Source organism: Actinomadura xylanilytica, from assembly GCF_030283145.1.
Classification (GTDB): Bacteria; Actinomycetota; Actinomycetes; order Streptosporangiales; family Streptosporangiaceae; genus Spirillospora; species Spirillospora xylanilytica.
Map to the genome: position 1 here is coordinate 1,371,947 of NZ_JASNWE010000001.1, position 22,164 is coordinate 1,394,110.

Annotated in this window: 19 protein-coding genes and 1 tRNA gene; 12 read left to right on the forward strand and 8 right to left on the reverse strand. The window is 72.3% G+C overall.

Going from position 1 to position 22,164, the window contains the following annotated elements; translation table 11 throughout:
- Positions 1–361 precede the first annotated feature (361 nt).
- The 3 genes from QP090_RS06390 (at position 362) to QP090_RS06400 (ending at position 6,043) form a co-directional block, all read left to right on the forward strand.
- A complete protein-coding gene (locus QP090_RS06390; protein ID WP_285937554.1) occupies positions 362–1,264 on the forward strand; it encodes an AAA family ATPase in 903 nt (300 codons plus the stop codon).
- The gene (gene fxsT / locus QP090_RS06395) at positions 1,261–5,730 is read left to right on the forward strand and encodes an FxSxx-COOH system tetratricopeptide repeat protein (RefSeq protein WP_285937555.1); all 4,470 of its coding nucleotides are present in this window, start codon (positions 1,261–1,263) and stop codon (positions 5,728–5,730) included. Before QP090_RS06390 ends, fxsT begins: the two co-directional genes overlap by 4 nt.
- A 100-nt stretch (positions 5,731–5,830) precedes the next feature.
- Positions 5,831–6,043 carry a DUF397 domain-containing protein gene (locus QP090_RS06400; protein ID WP_285937556.1) on the forward strand — a complete coding sequence of 71 codons (213 nt, stop codon included), beginning with the start codon at positions 5,831–5,833 and terminating at the stop codon, positions 6,041–6,043.
- 55 nt (positions 6,044–6,098) lie between these two features.
- Here the strand turns inward: QP090_RS06400 and QP090_RS06405 are convergent, their stop codons facing one another.
- Both QP090_RS06405 and QP090_RS06410 read right to left on the reverse strand, forming a co-directional pair.
- Positions 6,099–6,302: a DUF397 domain-containing protein gene (locus tag QP090_RS06405; RefSeq protein WP_285937557.1), complete on the reverse strand. Its 204-nt coding sequence runs from the start codon at positions 6,300–6,302 to the stop codon at positions 6,099–6,101.
- A 212-nt stretch (positions 6,303–6,514) separates the two neighbouring features.
- Positions 6,515–7,273: a GntR family transcriptional regulator gene (locus tag QP090_RS06410; RefSeq protein ID WP_285937558.1), complete on the reverse strand. Its 759-nt coding sequence runs from the start codon at positions 7,271–7,273 to the stop codon at positions 6,515–6,517.
- Positions 7,274–7,435: 162 nt separating this feature from the next.
- On the opposite strand from QP090_RS06410, the gene QP090_RS06415 reads away from it, so the two are divergent.
- A complete protein-coding gene (locus QP090_RS06415) occupies positions 7,436–7,654 on the forward strand; it encodes a hypothetical protein (protein WP_285937559.1) in 219 nt (72 codons plus the stop codon).
- A gap of 280 nt (positions 7,655–7,934) precedes the next feature.
- Entirely contained in the window at positions 7,935–8,315 is a 381-nt protein-coding gene (locus tag QP090_RS06420; RefSeq protein WP_285937560.1) for an ACT domain-containing protein, read from the forward strand.
- On the opposite strand, the gene QP090_RS06425 is transcribed toward QP090_RS06420, so the two are convergent.
- Positions 8,287–9,159 (reverse strand): NUDIX hydrolase, encoded by an 873-nt coding sequence (locus tag QP090_RS06425; protein ID WP_285937561.1) that lies wholly within the window; start codon positions 9,157–9,159, stop codon positions 8,287–8,289. The two genes, QP090_RS06420 and QP090_RS06425, sit on opposite strands and share 29 nt — an antisense overlap.
- 291 nt (positions 9,160–9,450) lie before the next feature.
- Here QP090_RS06425 and sppA point away from each other — a divergent pair, with 291 nt between their 5' ends.
- Complete coding sequence (sppA, locus tag QP090_RS06430) at positions 9,451–11,154, forward strand: signal peptide peptidase SppA (RefSeq protein ID WP_285937562.1); 1,704 nt, start codon at positions 9,451–9,453, stop codon at positions 11,152–11,154.
- Between the two features lie 77 nt (positions 11,155–11,231).
- Entirely contained in the window at positions 11,232–11,663 is a 432-nt protein-coding gene (locus QP090_RS06435; protein WP_329519812.1) for a flavin reductase family protein, read from the forward strand.
- Here QP090_RS06435 and hutI read toward each other — a convergent pair.
- Positions 11,645–12,820: an imidazolonepropionase gene (hutI, locus tag QP090_RS06440; protein ID WP_285937565.1), complete on the reverse strand. Its 1,176-nt coding sequence runs from the start codon at positions 12,818–12,820 to the stop codon at positions 11,645–11,647. The two genes, QP090_RS06435 and hutI, sit on opposite strands and share 19 nt — an antisense overlap.
- A gap of 106 nt (positions 12,821–12,926) precedes the next feature.
- Here hutI and QP090_RS06445 point away from each other — a divergent pair.
- Positions 12,927–13,019: transfer RNA gene (locus QP090_RS06445), tRNA-Sec, on the forward strand.
- Positions 13,020–13,094: 75 nt separating this feature from the next.
- Here QP090_RS06445 and QP090_RS06450 read toward each other — a convergent pair.
- The 4 genes from QP090_RS06450 to QP090_RS06465 all read right to left on the reverse strand — a co-directional run bounded on the left by QP090_RS06450 (position 13,095) and on the right by QP090_RS06465 (position 18,207).
- The gene (locus QP090_RS06450) at positions 13,095–13,967 is read right to left on the reverse strand and encodes an MIP/aquaporin family protein (protein ID WP_285937566.1); all 873 of its coding nucleotides are present in this window, start codon (positions 13,965–13,967) and stop codon (positions 13,095–13,097) included.
- Positions 13,968–14,180: 213 nt separating this feature from the next.
- On the reverse strand, positions 14,181–15,404 hold the full coding sequence (locus tag QP090_RS06455) for an MFS transporter (RefSeq protein WP_285937567.1): 1,224 nt from the start codon (positions 15,402–15,404) through the stop codon (positions 14,181–14,183).
- A gap of 377 nt (positions 15,405–15,781) precedes the next feature.
- Positions 15,782–16,789: an NAD-dependent epimerase/dehydratase family protein gene (locus QP090_RS06460; protein WP_285937568.1), complete on the reverse strand. Its 1,008-nt coding sequence runs from the start codon at positions 16,787–16,789 to the stop codon at positions 15,782–15,784.
- A gap of 185 nt (positions 16,790–16,974) precedes the next feature.
- Positions 16,975–18,207 carry a DegT/DnrJ/EryC1/StrS family aminotransferase gene (locus tag QP090_RS06465; protein WP_285937569.1) on the reverse strand — a complete coding sequence of 411 codons (1,233 nt, stop codon included), beginning with the start codon at positions 18,205–18,207 and terminating at the stop codon, positions 16,975–16,977.
- A 774-nt stretch (positions 18,208–18,981) separates the two neighbouring features.
- Between QP090_RS06465 and QP090_RS06470 the strand changes: the two genes are divergently transcribed.
- The 4 genes from QP090_RS06470 to QP090_RS06485 all read left to right on the forward strand — a co-directional run bounded on the left by QP090_RS06470 (position 18,982) and on the right by QP090_RS06485 (position 22,161).
- Positions 18,982–19,728 carry an SDR family NAD(P)-dependent oxidoreductase gene (locus QP090_RS06470; RefSeq protein ID WP_285937570.1) on the forward strand — a complete coding sequence of 249 codons (747 nt, stop codon included), beginning with the start codon at positions 18,982–18,984 and terminating at the stop codon, positions 19,726–19,728.
- A gap of 544 nt (positions 19,729–20,272) precedes the next feature.
- Entirely contained in the window at positions 20,273–20,512 is a 240-nt protein-coding gene (locus tag QP090_RS06475) for a hypothetical protein (protein WP_285937571.1), read from the forward strand.
- A gap of 135 nt (positions 20,513–20,647) precedes the next feature.
- Positions 20,648–20,968, forward strand: coding sequence for a hypothetical protein (locus QP090_RS06480; protein WP_285937572.1), 321 nt, complete (start codon positions 20,648–20,650; stop codon positions 20,966–20,968).
- A gap of 92 nt (positions 20,969–21,060) precedes the next feature.
- Positions 21,061–22,161, forward strand: coding sequence for an LLM class flavin-dependent oxidoreductase (locus tag QP090_RS06485; RefSeq protein ID WP_285937573.1), 1,101 nt, complete (start codon positions 21,061–21,063; stop codon positions 22,159–22,161).
- Positions 22,162–22,164 lie beyond the last annotated feature (3 nt).

Genomic DNA, 22,164 nt, shown 5'->3' on the forward strand with positions numbered 1-22,164 from the left:
CCATATAGCGCGACGGCTTGCGCTATGCCATCCGGCAGAGCATCCTCCGATGAGGATGCGAGGCCGCGCCGCGCTTTAAGCGCGGCCGTGGACGCACTATAAAGATCCCGTCGAAGGGACCTCACCGATGGCCGGTGACGAAATGCCCAGGGCCCCTTCCTCCGACCATGGGGATCACATTCCGGCATGGTGGATATATCGGGGCACCGGGCATCCCCTTCCCCAGGGCGAGCTCGCGCGCCTTCTCCCCGCCCCTCCCCCCTGGCGGGATTTCGACGGCGGGCCACCCCTGCCACCGCCCCCCGGCGACGAGCGCGACTTCGCGCGCAGGCTCGGGCCGGTCACGGCCGGGAGGGCGCGGGTGCCCGATCGCGACGAGGTCGACGCCGTCAACGCGGCCCTGCTGCTGCGCCGCCCGCTGCTGATCACCGGCGAGCCGGGCGTCGGCAAGTCCAGCCTCGCCTACCGGATCGCCCGCGAGCTCGGCCTCGGCGGAGTGCTGCGGTGGCCGATCAGCAGCCGCAGCACTCTTCGGGCCGGCCTGTACGAGTACGACGCGATCGGCCGCGCCCAGGACGCCGCCACGACCCGCCACTCCCCCGGCCCCGGCCCCGGCTCGCACGACCCGTCCGGCTCGGGCGCGGCGGGGAGCGGGGACGTCCCGGACGCGCTGTCGGACTCCGGGATCGGCCACTACCTGCGGCTCGGCCCGCTCGGCACCGCCCTCCTGCCGTTCTCGGCGCCCCGGGTGCTGCTGATCGACGAGCTCGACAAGAGCGACATCGACCTGCCCAACGACCTCCTCGACGTGTTCGAGGAGGGCGAGTACCGCGTCACCGAGCTGAACCGGATGAGCGCGCGGGAGCCCGTGGTCAGGGTGCACACCGCCGACCCCGACCTGATGGCCGACATCGTCGGCGGCCAGGTGCGCTGCCGCGCCTTCCCCGTCATCGTCATCACCAGCAACGGCGAGCGCGAGTTCCCGCCGGCCTTCCTGCGGCGCTGCCTCCGGTTCTCCATGAAGGACCCGGGCGAGGCGCGGCTGGCCGACATCGTGGCCTCCCATTTCGCCGAGCGCTCCGACGAGCGCACCCGGCGCCTGATCCGCGACTTCCTCGACCACCGCGGCGGGCGTGGGCTCGCCGCCGACCAGCTCCTCAACGCCGTTTACCTGGCCGGGGCGGGAGGACGGCAACCCGCTGACGGCTGGGAGCGGCTTCTCGACTTCCTCTGGCAGCGGCTGAACCCCGAGGCGGCCGAGTGAGCGAGCGGAGCGGCGGCACTCCCCGGTCCGGCAAACGCCCGGCCGCACCGGGCGGCGTACCCGTCTGGTACGAGGTGTCCGACGCGATCTGGCTGGCCGCGCACATCGCGGCCACGACCCGCGCGGCCAACGGCGCCGGCACCTCCACCGGGCCTGACGCGCGGCCAGAGCATCGGTCGAACGGGAGCGGTCCAGACGACGACCGGCGGACGGCTCCCCCGGGCGAGCCCGCCGAAGGGCATCCGGCCGTCCCGCCCGTCGCGGACACCGCCTCGACCCCGGCCGCGGACCTGGATCCGGACCCGAGCCCGGACCTCCGCGCCGAGTCGCCGCGCCTCCAGCGGAACGGGAACGCCCCCTCGGGGCACGGCGGCGGGACGGTCACGTCCCGCCGGCTCGTCCAACGCGGCGGGCCCCACGCGGGAGTGCGGCCGTTGCTGGACAGGCGGCGCTTCGAGAAGGCCCTGCGCCCCTTCAAGCGCACCGCCGACTCGCGCACGGGAGAGCTCGAGCTCGACGACGAGGCGACCGCCGAACGCGCCGCCGAGGACGGGCTGTGGCTGATCCAGTGCAGGCCCGCCGCCGAACGCTGGCTCGACCTCGACGTGGTCGTCGACGACGGCCCGCTGGCGGCGCTCACCCGGCAGGTCAGCGACCAGTTCATCGACGTCCTCGGCACGGTCGGCGCGTTCCGCACCGTCCAGGTGCACCTGCTCGGCACCGGCGCTCCGGGCTTCGACGGGCTGACGCTGCGCGGCACCGGCCCGCTCGCGCCGGCCCGGCGGCCGTCCGGCCTCGCCTCGGGCCCGCGGGGCGGCCGGCGGATCGTCCTGGTGCTGTCCGACGGGACCGGTGACGCGTGGCACTCCGGCGCCGCGCAGCGGGCGCTCGCCGAGTGGGGACGGCACGCGCCGCTCGTCCTGATCAACCTGCTGTCCCGGCGGCAGTGGCGGCGCACCGCGGTCCCCGGCGCCCCGGCCCGGTTGTTCGCCCCGGGCCCGGTGACCGCCAACCGGCTCTACCGCGCGCGGCGCCCCGCCTCGCCGACCGCCGCGCCGACCGCCGCGACGCCCACCGCTCCGGCCGCCACGACGCCCGCCGGGCCCGCGCGGGCCCGGGTGCCGGGCCCCGATCCGGACGAGGGGCGGGTGCTCGTCCCGACGATCGAGCTCGAACCCGGCCAGGTCGCCACGTGGGCGCGGTTCGTGACCGCGTCGCGGAGCAGCTGGTACGGCACCGTCACCGCCTGCGCCCCCGACCCGGACGCCCCGGCCGCCGACCCGTGGCCGGCGCCGGCGCCGGACGAGCAGCGCCCGCCGCCGTCCGCGTCCGAGCTGGTCCGCCGGTTCCGCGCGGCGGTGAGCCCGACGGTCTACCGGCTGGCGGTCCATCTGGCCGCGGTGCCGCTCAACACCCCGGTGATGCGGCTCGTCCAGCAGGAGATGCTGCCGGAGTCACGGCCGTCCGACCTCGTCGAGCTGACCGGGAGCGGCCTGCTCCACCGGGTCGGGCCCGAGCGGGGGCCGGACGCCGAGAGGCCGGAGGAGGCGGTCTTCGACTTCGCGCCGGGTGTCCGGGCCGAGCTGCTCGCCGGCGGGCGCCGGTCCGAGACCGCGCGGGTGCTGCTGACCGTGGCGGACCAGCTCGGCGACCGGGTCGAGGGGCTCGGCTCGCTGGCCGAGATGGTGTCCGAGCCCGAGACCGCGCGGGCTCCGGCGCTGACCGCCGGGCTGACCGCGTTCGCACGTCCGGCCGCGCAGGCGTTCCGGGCCCTGGACGGCCCGTACCGGCGGCTGGCCCACGACCTCGACGAAGTGATCGCGGGACATCCGGGTAGGAACAGTTCCATGAAGAGCGTGAATATCACCACCCAGGAAGTCTCCACTCCTATCGAAGAACCCCAAAATCCCCACCTTCCTGGAGTCGGTGTGACAATTAGATCCATTCCCCAAGTGACCGGACGACTCCCCTCCGACCCGCCTCCGGTCTGGGGAAACGTGCCGCCGCAGAACATCAACTTCACCGGCCGCGATGAGCTGCTCGAGCAGTTGCACGAGCGGCTCTCGCACGGCACCACCGCGGTCCTCCCCGAGACGCTGCACGGCATGGGCGGCGTGGGGAAATCGCAGATCGCCATCGAATATGTATATCGCCATTTGGCGGACTATGACCTGATCTGGTGGATCCGGTCGGAGCGGACCGGCCAGATCCAGCAGGACCTCGCCGAGCTCGCCGGCGAGCTCGGCCTGCCGACCAGCAAGGAGGTCAACGTCGCGGTGCCCGCGGTCCGCGAGGCGCTCCGGCTCGGCCGTCCCTACCGGAACTGGCTGCTGATCTTCGACAACGCCGAAGAGCTGGAGGACGTCCGCGAGTTCTTCCCGACCAACGGCCCCGGCAAGATCCTGGTCACCTCGCGCAACCACGCCTGGACCAAGGTCGCCGGCTCGCTGGAGGTCGACGTCTTCGACCGCGCGGAGAGCCAGGCGCTGCTCCGGCTGCGCGGCCCCGAGCTGCAGGACGAGGAGGCCGACGAGCTGGCCGAGGTGCTCGGCGACCTGCCGCTCGCGATCGAGCAGGCCGCGGTCTGGCTGGCCGAGACCGGGATGCCGGTCGACGAGTACCTGCACCTGTTCCGGGAGAACCACGACAAGGCCGCCGAGCTCCTGCACGACGCGGCCCCGATGGCCTACGAGCTGCCGGTCGCCGCGGCCTGGAACGTCTCCCTCGACCGGCTGCGCACCACCGACCCGGCGGCCCTCCAGCTCCTCCAGGTGTGCGCGTTCTTCGCGCCCGAGCCCATTTCGCTGCGCCTGCTGTCGGGTGCCCGGAACGTCGATGGCCCGCCCGAGCTGGTCGCGGCGCTCGGCGACCCGGTGCGGCTGGGCCGCGCCATCCGCGCCATCAACCAGTACGCCCTGGCCAAGATCAGCCACAAGGACAACACGATCATGCTGCACCGGCTGGTGCAGCGCGTCCTGGTCGGCCGGCTCGACCCGGACGAGGCCGACCTGCTGCGCTCCTGCGGGCACCAGCTGATGGCCAAGTTCGACCCCGAGGACCCGGCCCTGCCGGAGAACTGGCAGCGCTACGCCGACCTGCTGCCGCACATCCTCTACTCGGGGATCGTGCGGTCCAACGACCGCTGGACCCGCCAACTGGTGCTGAACGAACTCCAGTTCCTCTACCACTGGGGCGACGACCGCAGCTTCCTCGCCATGGCCGAGGCTACGGTCCGCGAGTGGACGCAGATGCTCGGCGAGGACGACGAGCAGACCCTGACCGCGTCCATTCAACTCGGCCGCGCACTGCGGCTCAGCGGACGTTTCGAAGAAGCTCACCAGTGCCACGTCCGGGTCAGCGACATCCGTGAGGCGGCACTCGGCACCGAGGACGAGCGGACCCTGGAAGCCCAAGTCTTCGTCTCCGCCGACCTGCGCTACCTCGGCCACTTCCAAAGGGCCTTGGAGATCGACAAACTGGCCTTCAACACGCTCGTCCGCAAGTTCGGCAACAACGATCCAACAACGCTCCTTCAGGCGCACTTCTACGCCATCGACCTCCGCCTCAGCGGCGATGCCAAGGCGGCCCGCGAACTCGACCGGCAAACCTATACGCGGCTGCTGACCGTCCTCGGCGAGCGGCACATCAAGACGCTGGCCTCACTCTCGGCTATCGCCGTCGACGAGATGGAGTGCGGTGATTACGAGGAAGCCCGCAAGCTGACCCGGCAGAACGTGCGTCGCATGGAGGAGACCTTCGGCATCGGCTTCGCCGGACTCACCGAGAGCCTTAGTGACCTGGCGGTGATGGAGCGCAAGGCAGGAGACCACGAACGGGCGCTGGAACTGTCCACCGACGCGGTCGCACGCTACGAGAGCCGCTACGGTCGGTTCCACCCTCGCTCCATCTCCGCCACCCAGAACCATGCGGTCAACCTTCGCCAGTGCGGCAAGCTGCTCGACTCGATCGGGCTGGCCCGCCAGACCGCGCGCGACTATGACAAAATGTTTGGCAGCGACCATCCCAACACGCCGACCGCAGACATCAACCTGGCCGTCGCGTTGCGCCTGAACGGGCAGGTCGACGAGGCCCGCAGGCTCGACGAAGGCGCACTGGAAGTCCTGAGCCGGGTGCTCGGGCATGATCATCCGCGCAGTATTGTCTGCTCGATCAACCTCGCCAGCGACCATGCCGCGCTCGAAAATGCCGAGGAGTCGCTGCGCCGGAACCGGGAGACGTTGGAACGCGCCCGGCGAGTGCTCGGCCCCGAGCATCCCACCGCCCTGGCGTGCGCGCTCAACCTCGCACTCGACCTGCGCGCCACGGGCGACGGCCGAGAGTCGGAGGACCGGCTGGCGCAGGCCATCGACAATCTGCGGCGAGCGCACGGACCCAACCATCCCGCGACGGCCGACGCTCGCCGGGGCGAACGCGCCAACTGCGACATCTACCCGATCCCGGTCTGAGAGAGGGTGGCCGGTGCGAGGTCGCGAGGCGGCCCGGCCCCTGGACATCGCCGTCCCATCTCACCGGGCAATATCGCCACGCGCTCGAATGGTGGGAGAGATGATGACCGGTGCAACGGAGCTGGACAACGCCCCATGGCGTAAGAGCGTACGATCCGGTACCGATAGTGGCTGTGTCTCGCTGGCCTCTCATCGGGCCCGTATCGCCATTCGTGACAGCAAGGACCATCACCGCACCACCATCGTGCTGCCGGTGGCGAAGACCCGCAAACTGTTCGACGACATCAAGGCGGGCCTGTTCGATCTGGACTGACCGCGGGCGGGGATGCGACGCCGCGCTCAACCGGACCCCCTGCCGGGCCCGGCGCCTACATCCTGTCGCTCTTGATGGCGCGGATGAGGGCGCGCCACGAGATAGTCGACACCGCAATGCGCGGCCCGTCCGGGTCCTTGGAGTCCCGGATGGCACGGGCGCCGTCCAGGGCGGCAACCTCCACGCACATCCCCTCATCGGGGGCGCAACTGTAGCTACTCTTCCGCCATACCGTCCTGGCAGCAGACGCGTTCTTCATGCGCGACGCTCCTATCGTTGAATTCCACCTCCCCGCCCTTGGACAGGACGAGGTGAGGGCACCTGACTAGCATCAACATAGCGCACGCGAAGACCTTTCAACAGCATTTCACAGGGCCCCTCCGATCAGCCCTTCCAGATCAATTTCATGGATCAATTCACTGCAATTTACAGGTAACCATTACATGCCGTTCATACGGGTCGCCGGCGGCATCACAGATCGATGGAGTAGTCGAGCACGACGCCGTCGGCGGGCAGCACGATGTCGCGGCACACCTCCATCACCCGCGCGCCGGAGAGCATCCGGCGGGTGATGGCCAGGACCGGCACTCCCTCGGCGAGGCGCAGCGTGGCGACCTCTTCAGGGGTCGGCATGCGGGCGCGCACCGCCTCCTCGATCCGGGTCGGGGGGTGGCCGAGGAAGGCGAGCTGGGCGAGCGTGCCCCCCGGCCAGGGCTCGCGCGCGGGATCGGCGACCGGCGTGTCGCCGACCACCTCCCACGGCAGGTAGTTCACCGAGATCTGCTGGGGCTCGCCGCGGGCGTGGAAGACGAACCGGCGGCACAGCAGGGCGGTCCCGGTGGGCAGCTCGAACAGCGCCGCCAGCTCCGGACCGGCGCGGGCACGGCTGAACTCGGTGTCGAGGCGATACTCGGACCAGCCGATCCGCTGGTCACGGGTGAACGTGGTCTCCGGCGCGGCCCTGGGCCGGCCGAGCCCCCGGTAGCGGTCCATCGCGACCCGGCGCACCGGCGGCACCCGCCTGACGACGGTGCCGCCGCCGCGGCGGGTCTCGACGAGGCCCTCGCCGCGCAGCAGCGCGACGGCCCGCCGAATGACGATCTCCGATACCCCGTGGGCCGCGCACAACTCCCTGATGGTCGGCAGCCGCGTTCCAGGCGCGAGGCTGCCGTCGCGAATCCCCCCGCGCAGCGTGTCGGCGATGCGCAGGTAGGCGGGACGGTCCGGCACGGGCGTCACCTCCCTTCGTCACAGCCGCCTGCCCCGAGATCCGGGAACCCCTTCCTGGCGCTATCCGCGGGGAGACGGTCCGCTTACGGACAGCTTGACACCTCTAAGGCTGAGTAAGACTTTTGTATACAGAAGAACCGCCTCGGGGAAAGGACGGCCTTGATGGGCGACTTCGAAGATCTCAAGGCCGCCCTCGAGGGCGAGTTCCCGGGCTGGCTGGTCTGGCGCAGCGACGCGGGCCGGTGGTATGCGACCCGCAGCGGCGATCTGACCGACGCCCAACTCCAGTCGGGATATGCGATGACGGTGGCCGCGGACGACTCGGCGGGGCTCCGCGCACTGCTGCTCGACCAGGCCGGCCGGGACGGCGGCGACCGGTGAGGCGGGCCCCGCGAGGGCCGGGCGGCCCCGCCGGCGAACGGCGATGGAGCGCGCCAGGGTCTGCCGGTGCGGAAGGTACCTGTGTCGCTGAGGTGACACAGGAATGGAGACTTGGTCGGTGCGAGCCTGTGGCCGCAGTGGCCAGGAAGACGTGACCGCACGGGCGCCGCATCGGCGCGACCCCCGCAGAAGGCGTGGCGTCCGTGCGGTCGCGCTCCGGTGGCCCGTCGGGCGCGGAGGGCGCGATGTCCCGTGCGCGGCGAAGATCTAGGGTGGCGGGATGAGCCCCGCCCAGCACCTGAACGTCGTCCCGTCCCGGTTCATGGTGGACCACCTGCCGAACGCCACGTTCCCCGAGGACGACGAGTGGATCGCGCTGGTGCGCGCCCCCGAGGGCCTGACCGTCGTCCGCGAGGCGCCCCCGTACCTGGAGACGGAACGGTGGGTCGGCTTCTACAGCGCGACCTCACACGGACTCGACGCGCCCGGCATGCTCGCCGCGCTGGTCGGGCCGCTCGGTGAGGCGGGCGTCCCGGTGTTCGTCGCCTCCACTTACCACGCCGACCTCGTCCTGGTGCCCGAGCATCGGCGGGACGAGGCCGCCGGGGTGCTCACCGGAGCGGGGCACCGCGTCACCGGCGCGACGGAAGACGTTCGGTGAGCCAGCGGGGCCCGGCCACCGCAGCGCCCGCGTCCTCGCAGCGGGCCCGCAGCTCGCGGTCGGCCGTCACCACCAGGTGAACGGTGCCGGGCTCGGGGCTCGACACCAGTTCGACGATCCGGTCGTCACCGCTTCCGGGCGCGGCCACCACGCGCACGGCGTCCGACGGCTCGGCCGCGACGCCGCGGGCCGCGCCCTCCACGACCAGGACCAGGTCGGGGAACGTCCGGTCGAACGGGACCAGGCCGGGCGGGACGCCGGTGAGGCCGTCCTTCAGCGCGGTGAGGTCGTCGCGCAGGCGCGCGTTGGCGCCGGCCCGGTCCTTCCACCAGCCGTCCGCGCGGGACCCGACGACGTTCGCCGCGTCCACCACCAGAACCAGCCTGAGCATCGCCTCGCGCAGCGCCGGCCAGGTCCGGGCGAACGGCGCGAACAGCCGCCGCGACCCGACCTCGTCCACCGGCACCCACGCGGCCTTGCGGGTCTCGAACGAGGCGGGCTTGACGTGCGGCCGGGCGTCCACCGAGCCGATGACCGACGCGTAGTCCCAGTCGCCGTGATCCTCCACGAGCAGCCCGTGCACGCGGACGGTACCGACGTCGAGCGTGCACTCCTCGGACGTCTCGCGCAGCGCGGCCTCGATCTTGTCCTCGCCGCTGTGCCGTCCGCCGCCGAACATGCCCCACGTCCCGCCGCCCTGCCCCCACCACGCGCGCTGCTGGAGCAGCAGCCGGGTCACGCCGTCGGCGGGGTCGTGGTGGCTGAGCAGCAGGCCGGCCGCGCCGAACCTGCCCCAGTGCGTGTGGCCGAGGCCGCAGCGCGCCCAGCCGTCCCCGTCTCCCATGGGGCGACGATATCGCTCGGCCGAGACCGCCACGGGAGGACGGGTCCTGCCCTCCGGCCGGCCGGCTGACCTGCACCTGCGCTGCACCGTCACGGCACCTGCGGGCGCCCCGGCCGGACCAGGACGGCCATCGGCGCGGTGATCGGCGACGCGCGCGGGCGTCCCGTCGCGCAGGCCGGCTGCGGCGTGCCGCGCGACCAGGTGTCCGCCCACTGGCCTCGTCCTCCAGGGGGACCTCGGCTGGACTCCGGGTGGAGGGGCCGCCGGGCACCGAACGCATAGGCTTGGTCCATGGTGGATCCCGGCACAGTCGTCAACGTCATCAAGCAGGCCCGCGACCGGCGGACGGCACCGCTGATCCTGGAACTCGACCTCACCGACGGCCTGGTCGAGTCCCCGCCGGCCGATCCGCTCTCGGCGGTCCTGTCCATGCGCCGCAACCACCTCCGGGACGTGCTGGAGGGCCTGCGCCGCGCCCGCGCCGACAGCCGGGTGCGCGCTCTGGTCGTCAAGGTCGCCGGCGGCATCGGCCTGGCCCGGGCGCAGGAGCTGCGCGAGGCCGTCCGGGCGGTGCGCGAGGCGGGCAAGCTCACCGTCGCGTGGGCCGAGACGTTCGGTGAGGGCGGGCACGGCACCGTCCCCTTCTTCCTGGCCACCGGGTTCGACCGCGTCTACCTCCAGCCGACGGGCGAGGTCGGGCTGACCGGGCTCGCGCTCGAAGAGCCGTTCTTCGCGGGCGCGCTGGAGAAGGCGGGCGTCCAGCCGCGCTTCGCCAAGCGGTACGAGTACAAGACCATGGCCAACACGTTCATGGAGAAGACCTACACGCCCGAGCACCAGGAGTCGTCGCAGCGGCTGGTGACCTCCCTCGGCGAGCAGATCACCGCCGGCATCGCCGCGGCCCGCGGGCTGTCCGCGGCCAAGGTCCGCGAGCTGACCGACCGGGGCCCGCTGCTGGCCGCCGAGGCGCTGGAGGCGGGCCTGGTCGACCGGCTCGGCTACCGCGACGAGGTCTACGCCGACCTGCGTGCGGAGTTCGGCGAGCCGGCGCAGCTCAGGTTCGTCTCCCGCTACAACCGCACCCACGGGCTGGCCAAGCGGCTCCCGCAGCCCGGCCGGCAGGACGTCGTCGCGCTGATCAACGGGCAGGGCCCGATCCGGCTCGGGCGCAGCGGACGCGGTGGCCCGCTGCCGAGCCAGGGCCCCGCGATCGGCGCCGACACCATCGGCGCCGCGCTCCGCGCCGCCGTCCGCGACGAGCGGGTCAAGGCGATCGTGTTCCGGGTGAACAGCCCGGGCGGGTCGGCGGTGGCCTCCGACGCGATCTGGCGCGAGGTGGTGCTGGCCCGCGAGGCGGGCACCCCGGTCATCGTGTCGATGGGCGACGTGGCGGCGTCCGGCGGCTACTACGTCGCGATGGCGGCCGACACGATCGTCGCGCAGCCCGGCACCATCACCGGCTCGATCGGCGTGGTGGTCGGGAAGGCCGTGGTCAACGGCCTGCTGGAGCGGGTCGGCATCGGGCTCGGCAGCGTCGCCGACGGCGAGCACGCCCGGATGTTCAGCTCCACCAAGGACTTCAGCGACTCGGAGTGGGAGCGGGTCAACGCCTCGCTCGACCAGATCTACGAGGACTTCACCGCCAAGGTGGCGCGGGGCCGCGACCTGTCCCGCGAGCGCGTGCACGAGCTGGCCCGCGGCCGGGTCTGGACCGGCGCCGACGCGCGGGAGCGCGGCCTGGTGGACGAGCTCGGCGGCCTCGAACTGGCCCTCGACCTCGCCCGTAAGAAGGGCGGGCTGCCGGTGAACGCGCCGGTCCGGTCCTACCCGCACAGCTCGCCGCTGGAGCGGCTCCGCCCGCCCGAGTCCAGCGAGGACCGCACCGCCGCGAGCGCCCGGTTCGACGGCTGGGGCTCCCTCGGCGGCGTCGCGGCGCGCCTCGGCCTGCCCGCCGCGGGCCCGCTCACCCTCCCGGGCTCCTGGGAGATCCGCTGAACGCCGCGGGCACCGGGCCCGGCCACCGCCCCGTCGACTTCACCGAGGCGGTCGGCGGCTTCGCGACCGGGGTGGTCGTGCTGACCGTCCGGGACGGGCGCGACGACCTCGGCACGACGGTGACGTCGTTCATGTCGGTGTCGCTCGCCCCGCCGATGGTGCTGGTCGGGGTGGGATCGGACTCCTACCTCAGCGAGGTGCTCGGCCGGCAGGACCGGTGGGCGGCGACCGTGCTGAGCGAGAAGCAGCGCGCGCTCGCGGGGCGCTTCGCCGCCGCGGGGCGGCCGAGCGCCCGGCTGCTGCTGGCGAGCGAGCCGCACCACCGGGGCCCGCTGTCGGACGCGCTGATCCCCGGCGACGGCCTGGCGTCGGTGGAGTGCGAGACCCGGCAGCGGATCGAGGCCGGCGACCACATGCTGTTCGTCGCCGAGGTCCTGTCGGCCGACTACATCGCCCGGCGGCGCGGGCCGCTGATCCGGGTGAACGGCCGCTACCTCGCCCCGTCCTGACGGCGGCCGGCCTTCCAGACCGCGGCGACCTGGGGGACGCCGGGACGGTAGGCGAGGTGGATGTGCGACGGGGCGTCCAGCACCAGCACGTCGGCGCGGGCGCCGGGCCCCAGCCGGCCGACGTCGCCGCGGCGCAGCGCGCGCGCCCCGCCGGCGGTCGCGCCCCACACCGCCTCCGCCGGGGTCATGCCCATGTCGCGGACGGCGACCGCGATGCAGAACGCCATGCTGGAGCTGTAGCAGGAGCCGGGGTTGCAGTCCGTCGCGAGGGCGACCGTGGCGCCCGCGTCGATGAGGCGGCGCGCATCCGGGTAGGGCTGGCGGGTGGAGAACTCCACGCCCGGCAGCAGCGTCGCGACGGTCCGCGAGCCCGCCAGGGCGTCCACGTCGGCGTCGCTGAGGAAGGTGCAGTGGTCGGCGGACGCGGCGTCCAGCTCGACCGCGAGCCGCACCCCCGGCCCCGCGGTCAGCTGGTTGGCGTGCACGCGGGGGGTCAGTCCGGCGCGGCGGCCCGCCTCCAGCACCTCGCGGGCCTGGTCCTCGTCGAAGGCCCCCTTCTCGCAGAACGCGTCGATCCAGCGCGCGTGCGGGGCGCACGCGGCGAGCATGCCGGTGGAGACCAGCCGCGTGTACGCCGCGGTGTCGCCGTCGTACTCGGGCGGCACCACGTGCGCGCCGAGGAAGGTCACCTCGTCGGCGGCCTCGGCCGCGATCCGCACGGCGCGCTCCTCCTGCTCGACGCTGAGCCCGTACCCGGACTTGCACTCGACGGTCGTGGTGCCCTGCCGTGCCATCTCGGCGACGAGGCTGCGCAGGTTGGCGCGCAGCTCGCCGTCGGTGGCGGCGCGGGTCCGGGCGACCGTGGTGCGGATGCCTCCGGCGGCGTACGGCCGGCCGCTCATCCGGGCCGCGAACTCCTCGGCGCGCTCGCCCGCGAACACCAGGTGCGCGTGCGAGTCCACGAACCCCGGCAGCACCGCCCGTCCCGCCGCGTCGTAGGCGTCGTCGGCCATGGGCGCGTCCGCCGACGGGCCGGTCCAGGCGATCCGCCCGTCCTCGATCACCAGCGCCGCGTCGCGCAGCACCTCCAGCGGGCCCTCGCCGAGGCCCGGCTCGTTGGTGACCAGTTCCCCGATGTTCGCGATGAGGGTGCTCACCGGTCCAGGATCGCATCCCGGACGCCGGCGGCAGGGGGGCCGGCGGCCGTGTCCGTCTCAGATCCGAGACACCTGGACGGCCCGCGGCGGGTGTATCGTCCCGGCCGGAGGCGAACGGGCGCCTGGTGGCCCTCACGGTCTTCAAAACCGATGGTCCCGAGCATCTCGGGACGGCGGGTTCGATTCCCGCTCGCCTCCGCTCCCCGGATCCGCGGCGGCCCTCCGCGAATGCGGCGTCGCCACCGACCTTCGCTGAACGGTGCGGCGAGCCGACTCACCGGGCCGGCGCACCCGAAGCGCCCGCCGGGTCCGGTGAGCCCGGAGCATCCGGTGAGGCCGGAGCGTCCGGGGAGCCCGGAGCATCCGACGCGGCCGACGCGGGCGGCTCGGTGGGGCCGCCGGAGTCCGGCGGGGGCGGGGGCTCGGCCGGCAGCGGGTCGCCCGGGACCCGCGGTTGGAAGAAGAGGTGGACGGCGGCGGCGATGACCGCGCCGACCAGCGGGGCGACGATGAACAGCCAGACCTGGTGCAGGGCCGTCCCGCCGGTGACGACGGCGGGGCCGAGGCTCCGGGCCGGGTTGACCGACGTCCCGGTGATCGGGATGCCGAGGAGGTGGACGCTGGTGAGCGCCAGGCCGATGACGACGCCGGCGACGGCGGTGATGGCCGCCCTGCTCGTCATCGCCAGGACGGCGAACACGAACAGCCCGGTGAGGACGACCTCGGCGAGGAACGCGCCGCCGAGGCTGATCCGGATCGGGCTCTCGGCGCCCCAGCCGTTGGTGCCGAGCCCGGTCACGGGCTTGCTGTAGAGCGGTGAGGCCCGGACGGTCGCCCAGAGCAGCAGCGCGCCGAGGATGCCGCCGATGAACTGGGCGATCCAGTAGCCGGCGGCGTCGAGCGGCTTGAGCCGGCCGACGAGCAGGGTGCCCAGGGTGACGGCGGGGTTGACGTGGCAGCCCGAGATCGGCCCGATCGCGTAGACCAGGACGAGGAGCACGAGGCCGAACGTCAGCGCGGTCGCGACCACTCCGGCGGAGAAGCTCCGGCCGGTGACCCCGAAGCCGAACGACAGGGTCGCCACGCCCACCCCGAAGTACACCAGGAGCAGCGTCCCCAGGAGTTCCGCCGTGACTTTCCTGACCACGGGCTCCTCCTTCGCCGAGGACTTCGGTTCCTCCCCACCTACCCGGGCGGGTTCCCGGGCCAAGCTCCGAGTGATCGTTCATGGACGAGTCTTGGCGCTGCTTTACCTCCGCCACCCCGCCGCCGTCCCCCTCCTTTCCCAGCGGGGAGCCGCGCCGGCCTGCACCGTCGGGGCCGGCCACCGGTCCGGCGGCGGTTCTCGCGGGGCGCCCGCTCAGCCGGGCCGCAGGCGGGGGGCGAGGGAGACCATGGCCCCCATCAGGATGAGGAACACGAGCATCGCCGCCCGCAGCCCGGTCGTCTCGGCGATGCCGCCCATGATGGGCGGCCCGGCGAGGAACCCGACGTAGCCGACGGTGGAGACGGCGGCGATCGACAGGCCGGGCCGGTCGGGCGCGAACCGGGCGGCGTGGCTGAAGGCGACCGGGACGACGGCGGCCAGCCCGAGCCCGATCAGGGCGTAGCCCGCCAGGCCGGCGTGCGGGTTCGGCAGCGCGATCGCGAGGACGGAGCCGCAGCCGGCGAGGACGGCGCAGCCGAGGACGAACCGGTCGGCGCCCGCGAAGGCGCGCACCCGGTCGGCGGCCAGCCGGCCCGCCACCATGCCGGCCGAGAAGACCGCGAACCCCGTGGCGGCGGCCCCGGCCGACGAGTCGGCGACGTCGTGCAGGTAGACCGAGCCCCAGTCGTTCATCAGCCCCTCCCCCATCAGCGCGCAGAACGCGATGAGGCCGGCCGGCCACAGCTCCCGGGTGGGCAGGGCGAGGAAGGGCGAGTCGTCGGTCTTGGGCGCGTCGGGCAGCAGGAAGAACGTCGCCCCGGCGCACACGAAGGACAGCACGATCGCGATGGTCAGGAGATGCGCCCCGACGCTGACGCCCGCGGAGGCGGCCAGGCCGCCGGCTGCCGCGCCGACGACAGCGCCGAGGCTGAACATGGCGTGGAACCCGCCGAGGACGGGACGGCCGTAGGCCCGCTCGACCAGGACTCCCTGGGTGTTCATGGCGACGTCCACGGTGCTGTTGCCGATCGCGAACACCGCCAGGATCGCGGTCAGCCAGGCCAGCCCGGGGGCCAGCGCGATCACCGGCATCGCGCCCAGGTAGAGGGCGGCGCCGCCGACCATCACCCGCCGGCTGCCCCAGCGGGCCACCAGGCCGCCCGCCAGCGGCAGGCCGGCGAAGGCTCCGGCGGCGAGGCCGGCCAGCGCCACGGCCAGCCCCCCGTCGGACATCCCCAGGCCGTCTCGCACGGCCGGCACCCGCGCGGCCCAGGAGGCGAACGCGGTGCCGTTCACGAAGAAGACGCCGCTGACCGCGGCCCGCGCCGCCCGCTTGCGCACGGCGGGCAGTGCGGCATACGCCCTGGCCGGGTGATCCGGGTCTGGACCGTTCGCGTCTATGGCGCGGGCGGCGCCCTCGATCTCGCCTCTGGCCACGGTTTTCCCTCCCTCGGGTACTTCGTTGGCACGGGCTCACGCTGCGGCCCGTCGCAGTCTCGGTACGGGGTTCCGAAATCGAACGCGCCGCGTCCGTCCATCAGGACCGGTGGAGCACAGGGGCGGACGCGCGCCGTCTGGACACTCGTTCGGGGTCCCGGGGGCCGGCGCGCTCGGCACCGGCCCGCGGGCGGGGATCTCTCGGCGGCCGGATGCCCTCCCGGACCCCGGAGCGGGTCCGGCGGCCCTTCCGGGCACCGGTCGCATCGCCGGGCGGTGTGCCGCGGCGAGACTGGCGGGACCGTTCCACCTGGACCGGTCCGAGGCCCTGCCCCGGGGGCCGGAGTGCGCTCCGCCACCGGGGTCAGGGCCGGCGGTCAGAGCTGCTCGACGCGCTCACGGCGGAAGACGGCGGTGGTCGAGGGGAGTTCGGGGAAGGCGCCGAGCCTGTCGGTGAGCTCCTTGAGCGCCTTGTCGAGCGCGACGCTGGGCCGGAACCCGATGTCGCGGATCTTGGAGATGTCGGCCACCAGCCGGAAGCTGTCCTCCAGCTGGGAGGTGTCGGCCTGGAGCTGGGCGGGACGGCCCGTGGCGGCGGCCACGGCGTCGGCGAGCTCGCGCATGGACACCTCCGTCCCGCTGCCGAGGTTGTAGATCTCGCCGGCGGTGCCGGCGTCGGCCAGGGTGATCAGCGCCGCGCACAGGTCGGCGACGTGGATGAAGTCGCGGGTCTTGCGGTCGATGTCCCCGACCACCGGGATCGGGAGCTCGTTGAGCTGCCAGCGCAGGAACTGCGACACCTCGCCGCCGGCGGTGCGCGGGTCCTCGCCCGGCCCGTAGATCACGAACGACCGGCCGATCACCACCGGCAGGCCGATGGCCTCGTGCAGGCTGCGCAGGGTCAGTTCCCCCGACAGCTTGGACGCGCCGTAGGGCAGGAACGGCCGGATGGGGTGCTCCTCGGTGATGGGGCACGTCCGCGGGGTGCCGTACACGATCGCCGAGGAGAGGTAGACCAGCCGGCGCACGCCGAGTTCGACGCAGGCGTTGCCCACATTGCAGGTTCCGAGGCCGTTGACCTGGAAATCGAATCGGGGGTATTCGACGGAGAGGGTGCCGCTCGCGTTTCCGGCGAGATGGAAGACCGTGTCGACGTTCCGCAGCGCCAGGAGCGTCTCGCCATAGTCCCGTACGTCCGCGCGCATGTGCCGGACGCCGGGCAGCGCGGCCAGTTCCGGCGACGGCGGGGCGAGGTCGACCACGACCACGCTTTTACCGATGTCGGCCAGCGCGGCGACGAGATTTCTGCCGACGAAGCCGGACCCTCCGGTGACGGCGACGTCGGCGTTCTCTAGGGAGGAGGATTCCAGGAATGTTCTACCCATGATGAAACTCCAGCTCTCACTTGCCCGGCTCGCGGGCGAGGGGGGAACAGGGGGTGGGGGAAGACGGGAAAGGCGACTATCGAGTCCTTTCTCTGCGGGCTTCGATCGCCGTTCGCACGGCGTCGACCGGGGATGCGGCGGTCACCGGGGCGGCCGGTCGGCCGGCGTCCGGTGGCCACCGCCGGTCACCGCCCGGCGCCGAGTTCGGCGACGCCGCGGCGGACCGCGCCGATCATGTGGTCCACCTGCGCGTCGGTCAGGTGGTCGTAGATCGGGAGCTGGATCTGGTGCTCGAAATAGGTCTTCTCGGCGACCGGGCACTGCCCGTAGCGGTGCCCGAGCGCCCGGAACTCCGGCAGCAGGTGGATCGGGAAGTAGCGAATGACGATCTCGATGCCCTCCCGCTCCTGGAGGTGCCGGATGAACGCGTCCTTCGGTGCGCCGACGATCTCGGGCCGGTAGAGGAGCGTGTACAGGTGGTAGATGTGGTGCGCGTACGGCTTCTCGGTCTGGACGTCGATGCCGGGCACGTCGCGCAGCGCGTCGTTGAGCCGCTGCGCGATGTCGCGGCGGCGCTCGTTGAGCTTGCCGAGCTTGCCGAGCTGGACGATGCCGAGGGCGGCGCTCAGCTCGCTCATCCGGTAGTTGTTGCCGACCAGGTAGTGCCCGTCGACGTAGTCGTGGGTGTACGACTTGAGCGAGTGCGCGTCGCGGTAGTACTCGGGCTGCCGGTACGGGCCGATGCGCGGGTCCTCGCGCTCGCGCATCTCGCCCCACACGTGCAGGGTCCCGAGCGCGCGGGCCATCTCGGCGTACCGGTCGTCGTTGGCGACGAACGCCCCGCCCTCGCCGCTGGTCATGTTCTTCAGCGAGTGGAAGCTGAAGCAGCCGATGTCGCCGATGGTGCCGAGCGGCCGGCCCTTGTAGGTGCCGCCGGCGACGTGCGCGCAGTCCTCGACCACGGTCAGCCCGTAGCGGCGCGCGATGTCCATGATCGGGTCCATGTCGGCGGCCTGGCCGCCGTAGTGCACCACCCAGATCGACTTGGTCCGCTCGGTGATCAGCGGCTCGATGGTGGCCGGGTCGAGGGTGAGGCTGTCGGGGTCGATGTCGCCGAACTTGACGACGCAGCCGCGCGCCTGGAGCGGCCAGGTGGTCACCCAGAAGGTCTGCGGGGACGTGATCACCTCGTCGCCCGGCTGGAGCTCCAGCACCTTGGCGGCCAGGTACAGGGCGGTCGTGCACGAGCTGGTCGCCTGGGCGTGCCGGGCGCCGATCTGCTCGGCCAGACGCCGCTCGAACTCGGCACCGCTCGGCCCCATCGCCAGCGTGTCCTGGCCCAGCGCGTCGGTGACGGCCTTGATCTCTTCCTCGCCCGGCTGGTTGGAGATCCCGCTGTAGGGCACCACGTACGTCATCCGAGCACTCCTCTCTCTTGACCGTGTCGATCCGATCCAAGACGTTTCAAGAAGGGCATCCGTTTCGATCCGCCGGCCGCACGGTCAGTGCGGGACCGGTGAATAGTCAAGGATTCTTGAACTGACGCGGTACGCCATCGGAGGCTCTTGTCCGACCGATTTGAACGAGCCGTGTCAGATTCATAGTCATGGGTCTATCATCCCTGCACTAGCACCGGCAAGGTAGAAACCGGTAACCCGACCTTGACGCAGATGCTCATCTGCTGGTTTTATGCAAAGTTTCATTTTTCTGCGTATCACAGCCGAATGTTACCAGCTTGTTATATTTCGCCAGAGCACCCTTCTTGCCACACGTTGCCCATATCGCACATATCGCATGTGTCGCATGGAGTCGGACATCACTCGGGGTTATCCGAGACCGCCCCCGGCGGCCGGTGATTCGGCCCGATAAGCGCGCCCGGCGGTTCTCGGCGGCGCCGCGCCGAACCGAGATGATCTTGTTTGCGAAGGCCGCGGGTCGCGCGCGACAACGACCTTGGGGGCGCGATAGAACAACACCCGATGCTCCCGGCACGGCGGTCGTTCTGGACGGCACGGGCCGCCGAGCGCTTCACCACGTTTGTTGTTCACTGTCCGCCCGCGCGGGTAGTGACCATGAATGACCATGTTTCGGAGCGGTTCCGCCGGCGCCCGAGGGCCGGCCGGACGGCACGGTGGCGGGAGGGCCATGCGGCGGTGTGGATCAGGCGGGCCGTCGACTGAGGAGGCCCGCCGGTGACCGGCCGGAGGGTCGCCCTGGTGACCGGAGCGTCCCGGGGGCTGGGCGCGGCGGTGTCGGCCGCGCTGGCCCGCGACGGCACCGACGTCGCGATCAACTACCTGCGCGACGGCGGGACGGCCGAGGCGTTGCAGAAGGAGATCACCACCGCGGGTGGGCGGGCCGCGCTGTTCCGCGCCGACGTCACCGACGAGGCCGAGGTCGACGACCTGTACCGGCGCGTGGTGGCCGCCTTCGGCGGGGTCGACGTCCTGGTGCTCAACGCGACCGGCCCCCAGCCCGACATCCCCATTGAGGAGCTGCGCTGGCAGGACGTGCTCGACCAGCTCGACTTCTTCGTCAAGAGCCCGCTCCTGCTGACGCAGAAGGCGATCGCGGGCATGAAGCAGCGCGGGTTCGGCCGTATCGTCCACGTCGGGTCGGACGTCGTCGACCTGGGCCCGCCGCAGTCCAGCGCCTACGTCGCCGCCAAGGCCGCCCAGCTCGGGCTCACCCGCTCCTGGGCGCGCGAGCTCGGCCGGTACGGGATCACCGTCAACCTCGTCGCGCCGGGCTGGATCCCCACCGACCGGCACGAGGGCATCCCCGCCGGCGCCAAGGACGAGTACGCGGAGCAGGTGCCGCTCGGGCACTTCGGCGTGCCCACGGACGTGGCCGAGGCGGTCGCCTTCCTCGCCTCGGACCGGGCCGCCTTCATCACCGGGCAGAGGATCACCGTCAACGGCGGCAACACGCTCACCTAGCGGGTGACGACATATCCACCCAATAGCCCCAAAAAACGCTGTTAGACCTATAAGTCGGAAATGCACTATCGGCGGCACGGATGGCGGACCCGCAGGTCACGGCCGGGAAAAAAGATCCACGCCGTGACCTGCGCCGTCAGCCGCTCCGCTAGCTAAAAAGCGCATCCCGTCCCGAATCTTGCTGGTTTGCGTTTGAAGTAGAGGGCGAGGTGCGGCATCATTCACGGGGAGGCGGCTCACCGTCCGGGTCCGTCATCGGTGCCGTGCGGACGACGGCCGCCTTTGGGTCGCTCCACGATGAGCCCGCCCTGCCCGTCGCCGGTGCGCCGGCGCACTGGCGCACGCGGAGCGATCGGCACGCGGGGCTCTCGCTATTCGCCGTGCGTCCGCCGGAACAGGCGGGCGCTCTTTGTTTCATCGCCCTTTACACGGAAGGGCCGACCAACCCGTATCTGCGGCAAACAGTTCTACGGGAGAAGCCGGCCCTTCCCTGCACCATCCGTAACCAGGCCCGTTTCACGAAGCAGATCACGGAGGCACATCCATGCACGACCCTACTATCCATGGAGTTGCGGGGATTGTTCAACCCCCCGGTAACCACGCACTGACCCAGTTCGGCGGCACCACCGGCATCGCGGTCGCCGCGATCATCGGCGTCCCCTTCGCGGTGTACGTGGCGGTGGTCATGACGATCGCCTGGCGGGCGCACCGCGACCAGGCCGGTTTCGACAACAACCTCCGGCTGCTCCGGCTGCTCCTGGGCGTCCTGCCATGGCGGCACTAGCGCGACGGATCATGCTCTGACCTGCCGATTCCCCGGCGGCCGGCCGTTCCGGCCGCCGGGCCGGACCCGAAGTCCCCGCGCCCGCCCGTCCCGTCCGCCCCGGCACCGCCGCAGCGACCCCGAAAGGCCACCACGATGCCCGGCGAACCCGCCAGGTTCCCCTTCGACGCCAAACAGCCGTGCCCGGTCCCCGAATGCCGGCGCCTGACCTGCTTTCACGTCCGGCTGGAAACGGCCGCGGACACCGACCGCCGCGCCGTCCCGCGAAGCGACGATTCCTGCGGCACCCATCTCGCCGAAACCGTGGAGACGCTGATGCGCTGGGCGAAAGAGCGGAAGCGCTACACCTCCCGGGTGGTCATATACGCGACCACGGAAGGCCGGCGGACGAGCGAGAGCCGACCGCTCGGGCCATTCGACCGGCTCGCGCTGAGCGCCATCCCGGTCGGACGCTGATGCCGGAGCCATTGCCCGGCGGCGGATCCCGCCCCGATACTGAGGGCGTCGATCAAGGGCGAGACCGCGCAGGCGGATGAAAGCGGGGCGGCATGGGGTTCCAGCTCGGGTTGTTCTCTCCCAACACCGAGTCAGGGCTCGCGATCACCACCGTTCCGGAACGGTGGAGCGCGAGCTGGGACGACAATCTCCGGCTGGCCCGGCTGGCCGACGAGGCGGGCATCGACTTCATGCTGCCGGTCGCGCGCTGGACCGACTGGGGCCGGGACACCGCCTTCCACCAGAGCGTCCTGGACCCGCTGGTCTGGGCGTCCGGGCTCCTCGCCGCCACCCGGCGGATCAGGGTGTTCACCACCGTGCACACCGCCTTCCACCATCCGGTGGTGGCGGCCAAGCAGCTCGCGACCGCCGACCACCTCAGCGCGGGACGGGTCGGGCTGAACATCGTGGCGGGCTGGCACGCCCCCGAGTACGAGATGTTCGGGCTCTCGCTCCCCAGCGACCACGACACCCGCTACGCGTACGCGCAGGAGTGGTGGGACATCGTCAGCCGCATCTGGTCCAGCGCCGAGCCGTTCGACCACGACGGGCGCTTCTTCCAGCTCAAGCGGGTGGTCGGCGCGCCCAAGCCGTACAACGGGCGGTCGCTGCCCACGATCAACGCCGGGTCGTCCAAGCAGGGCCGCTCGTTCGCCGCCCGCAACGCCGATCGCGCCTTCACCGTCGTCGGAGGTCCCGAGGACGGGGCGGAGATCGTGAAGGCGATCCGCGCGGAGGCGGCGACGCACCGGCGCACGGTCGGGGTGTTCACCCTGGGCCACGTCGTCTGCGCTCCGACCCGGGCCGAGGCGCGAGAGCGGCTGCGCCACTACGCCGACGAGCACGCCGACTGGCCCGCCGTGGACGAGGTGATGAGACTCCAGGGGCTGCACGCGCAGTCGTTCACGCCGGAGATGCTCCAACTCCACCGGGACCGGTTCGCGGCCGGGCACGGGAGCTGCCCGCTCGTCGGCGACCCCGACGACGTCGCCGACGCGATCGCGGCCTTCGCCGGCGCCGGGTTCGACGGGATCGCCCTGTCGTTCCTCAACTACGCCGACGAGCTGGGCTACTTCGCCGCCGAGGTCATCCCCCGCCTGGAGGCGCGCGGCGTCCGCGCGGCCCGGCCCGGCGCGACCGCCGCGGGCGCATGACCG

Excerpts from the sequence above, each read along its gene's own strand:
- QP090_RS06425 (WP_285937561.1), bottom strand. The coding sequence starts at position 9,159 with ATGGGAGACGGGGACGGCTGGGCGCGCTGCGGCCTCGGCCACACGCAC.
- QP090_RS06415 (WP_285937559.1), top strand. The coding sequence starts at position 7,436 with ATGGGCGACTTCGAAGATCTCAAGGCCGCCCTCGAGGGCGAGTTCCCG.
- QP090_RS06475 (WP_285937571.1), top strand. The coding sequence starts at position 20,273 with ATGCACGACCCTACTATCCATGGAGTTGCGGGGATTGTTCAACCCCCC.
- sppA (WP_285937562.1), top strand. The coding sequence starts at position 9,451 with ATGGTGGATCCCGGCACAGTCGTCAACGTCATCAAGCAGGCCCGCGAC.
- QP090_RS06480 (WP_285937572.1), top strand. The coding sequence starts at position 20,648 with ATGCCCGGCGAACCCGCCAGGTTCCCCTTCGACGCCAAACAGCCGTGC.
- QP090_RS06485 (WP_285937573.1), top strand. The coding sequence starts at position 21,061 with ATGGGGTTCCAGCTCGGGTTGTTCTCTCCCAACACCGAGTCAGGGCTC.
- QP090_RS06405 (WP_285937557.1), bottom strand. The coding sequence starts at position 6,302 with ATGAAGAACGCGTCTGCTGCCAGGACGGTATGGCGGAAGAGTAGCTAC.
- QP090_RS06400 (WP_285937556.1), top strand. The coding sequence starts at position 5,831 with ATGATGACCGGTGCAACGGAGCTGGACAACGCCCCATGGCGTAAGAGC.
- QP090_RS06465 (WP_285937569.1), bottom strand. The coding sequence starts at position 18,207 with ATGACGTACGTGGTGCCCTACAGCGGGATCTCCAACCAGCCGGGCGAG.
- QP090_RS06420 (WP_285937560.1), top strand. The coding sequence starts at position 7,935 with ATGAGCCCCGCCCAGCACCTGAACGTCGTCCCGTCCCGGTTCATGGTG.
- QP090_RS06460 (WP_285937568.1), bottom strand. The coding sequence starts at position 16,789 with ATGGGTAGAACATTCCTGGAATCCTCCTCCCTAGAGAACGCCGACGTC.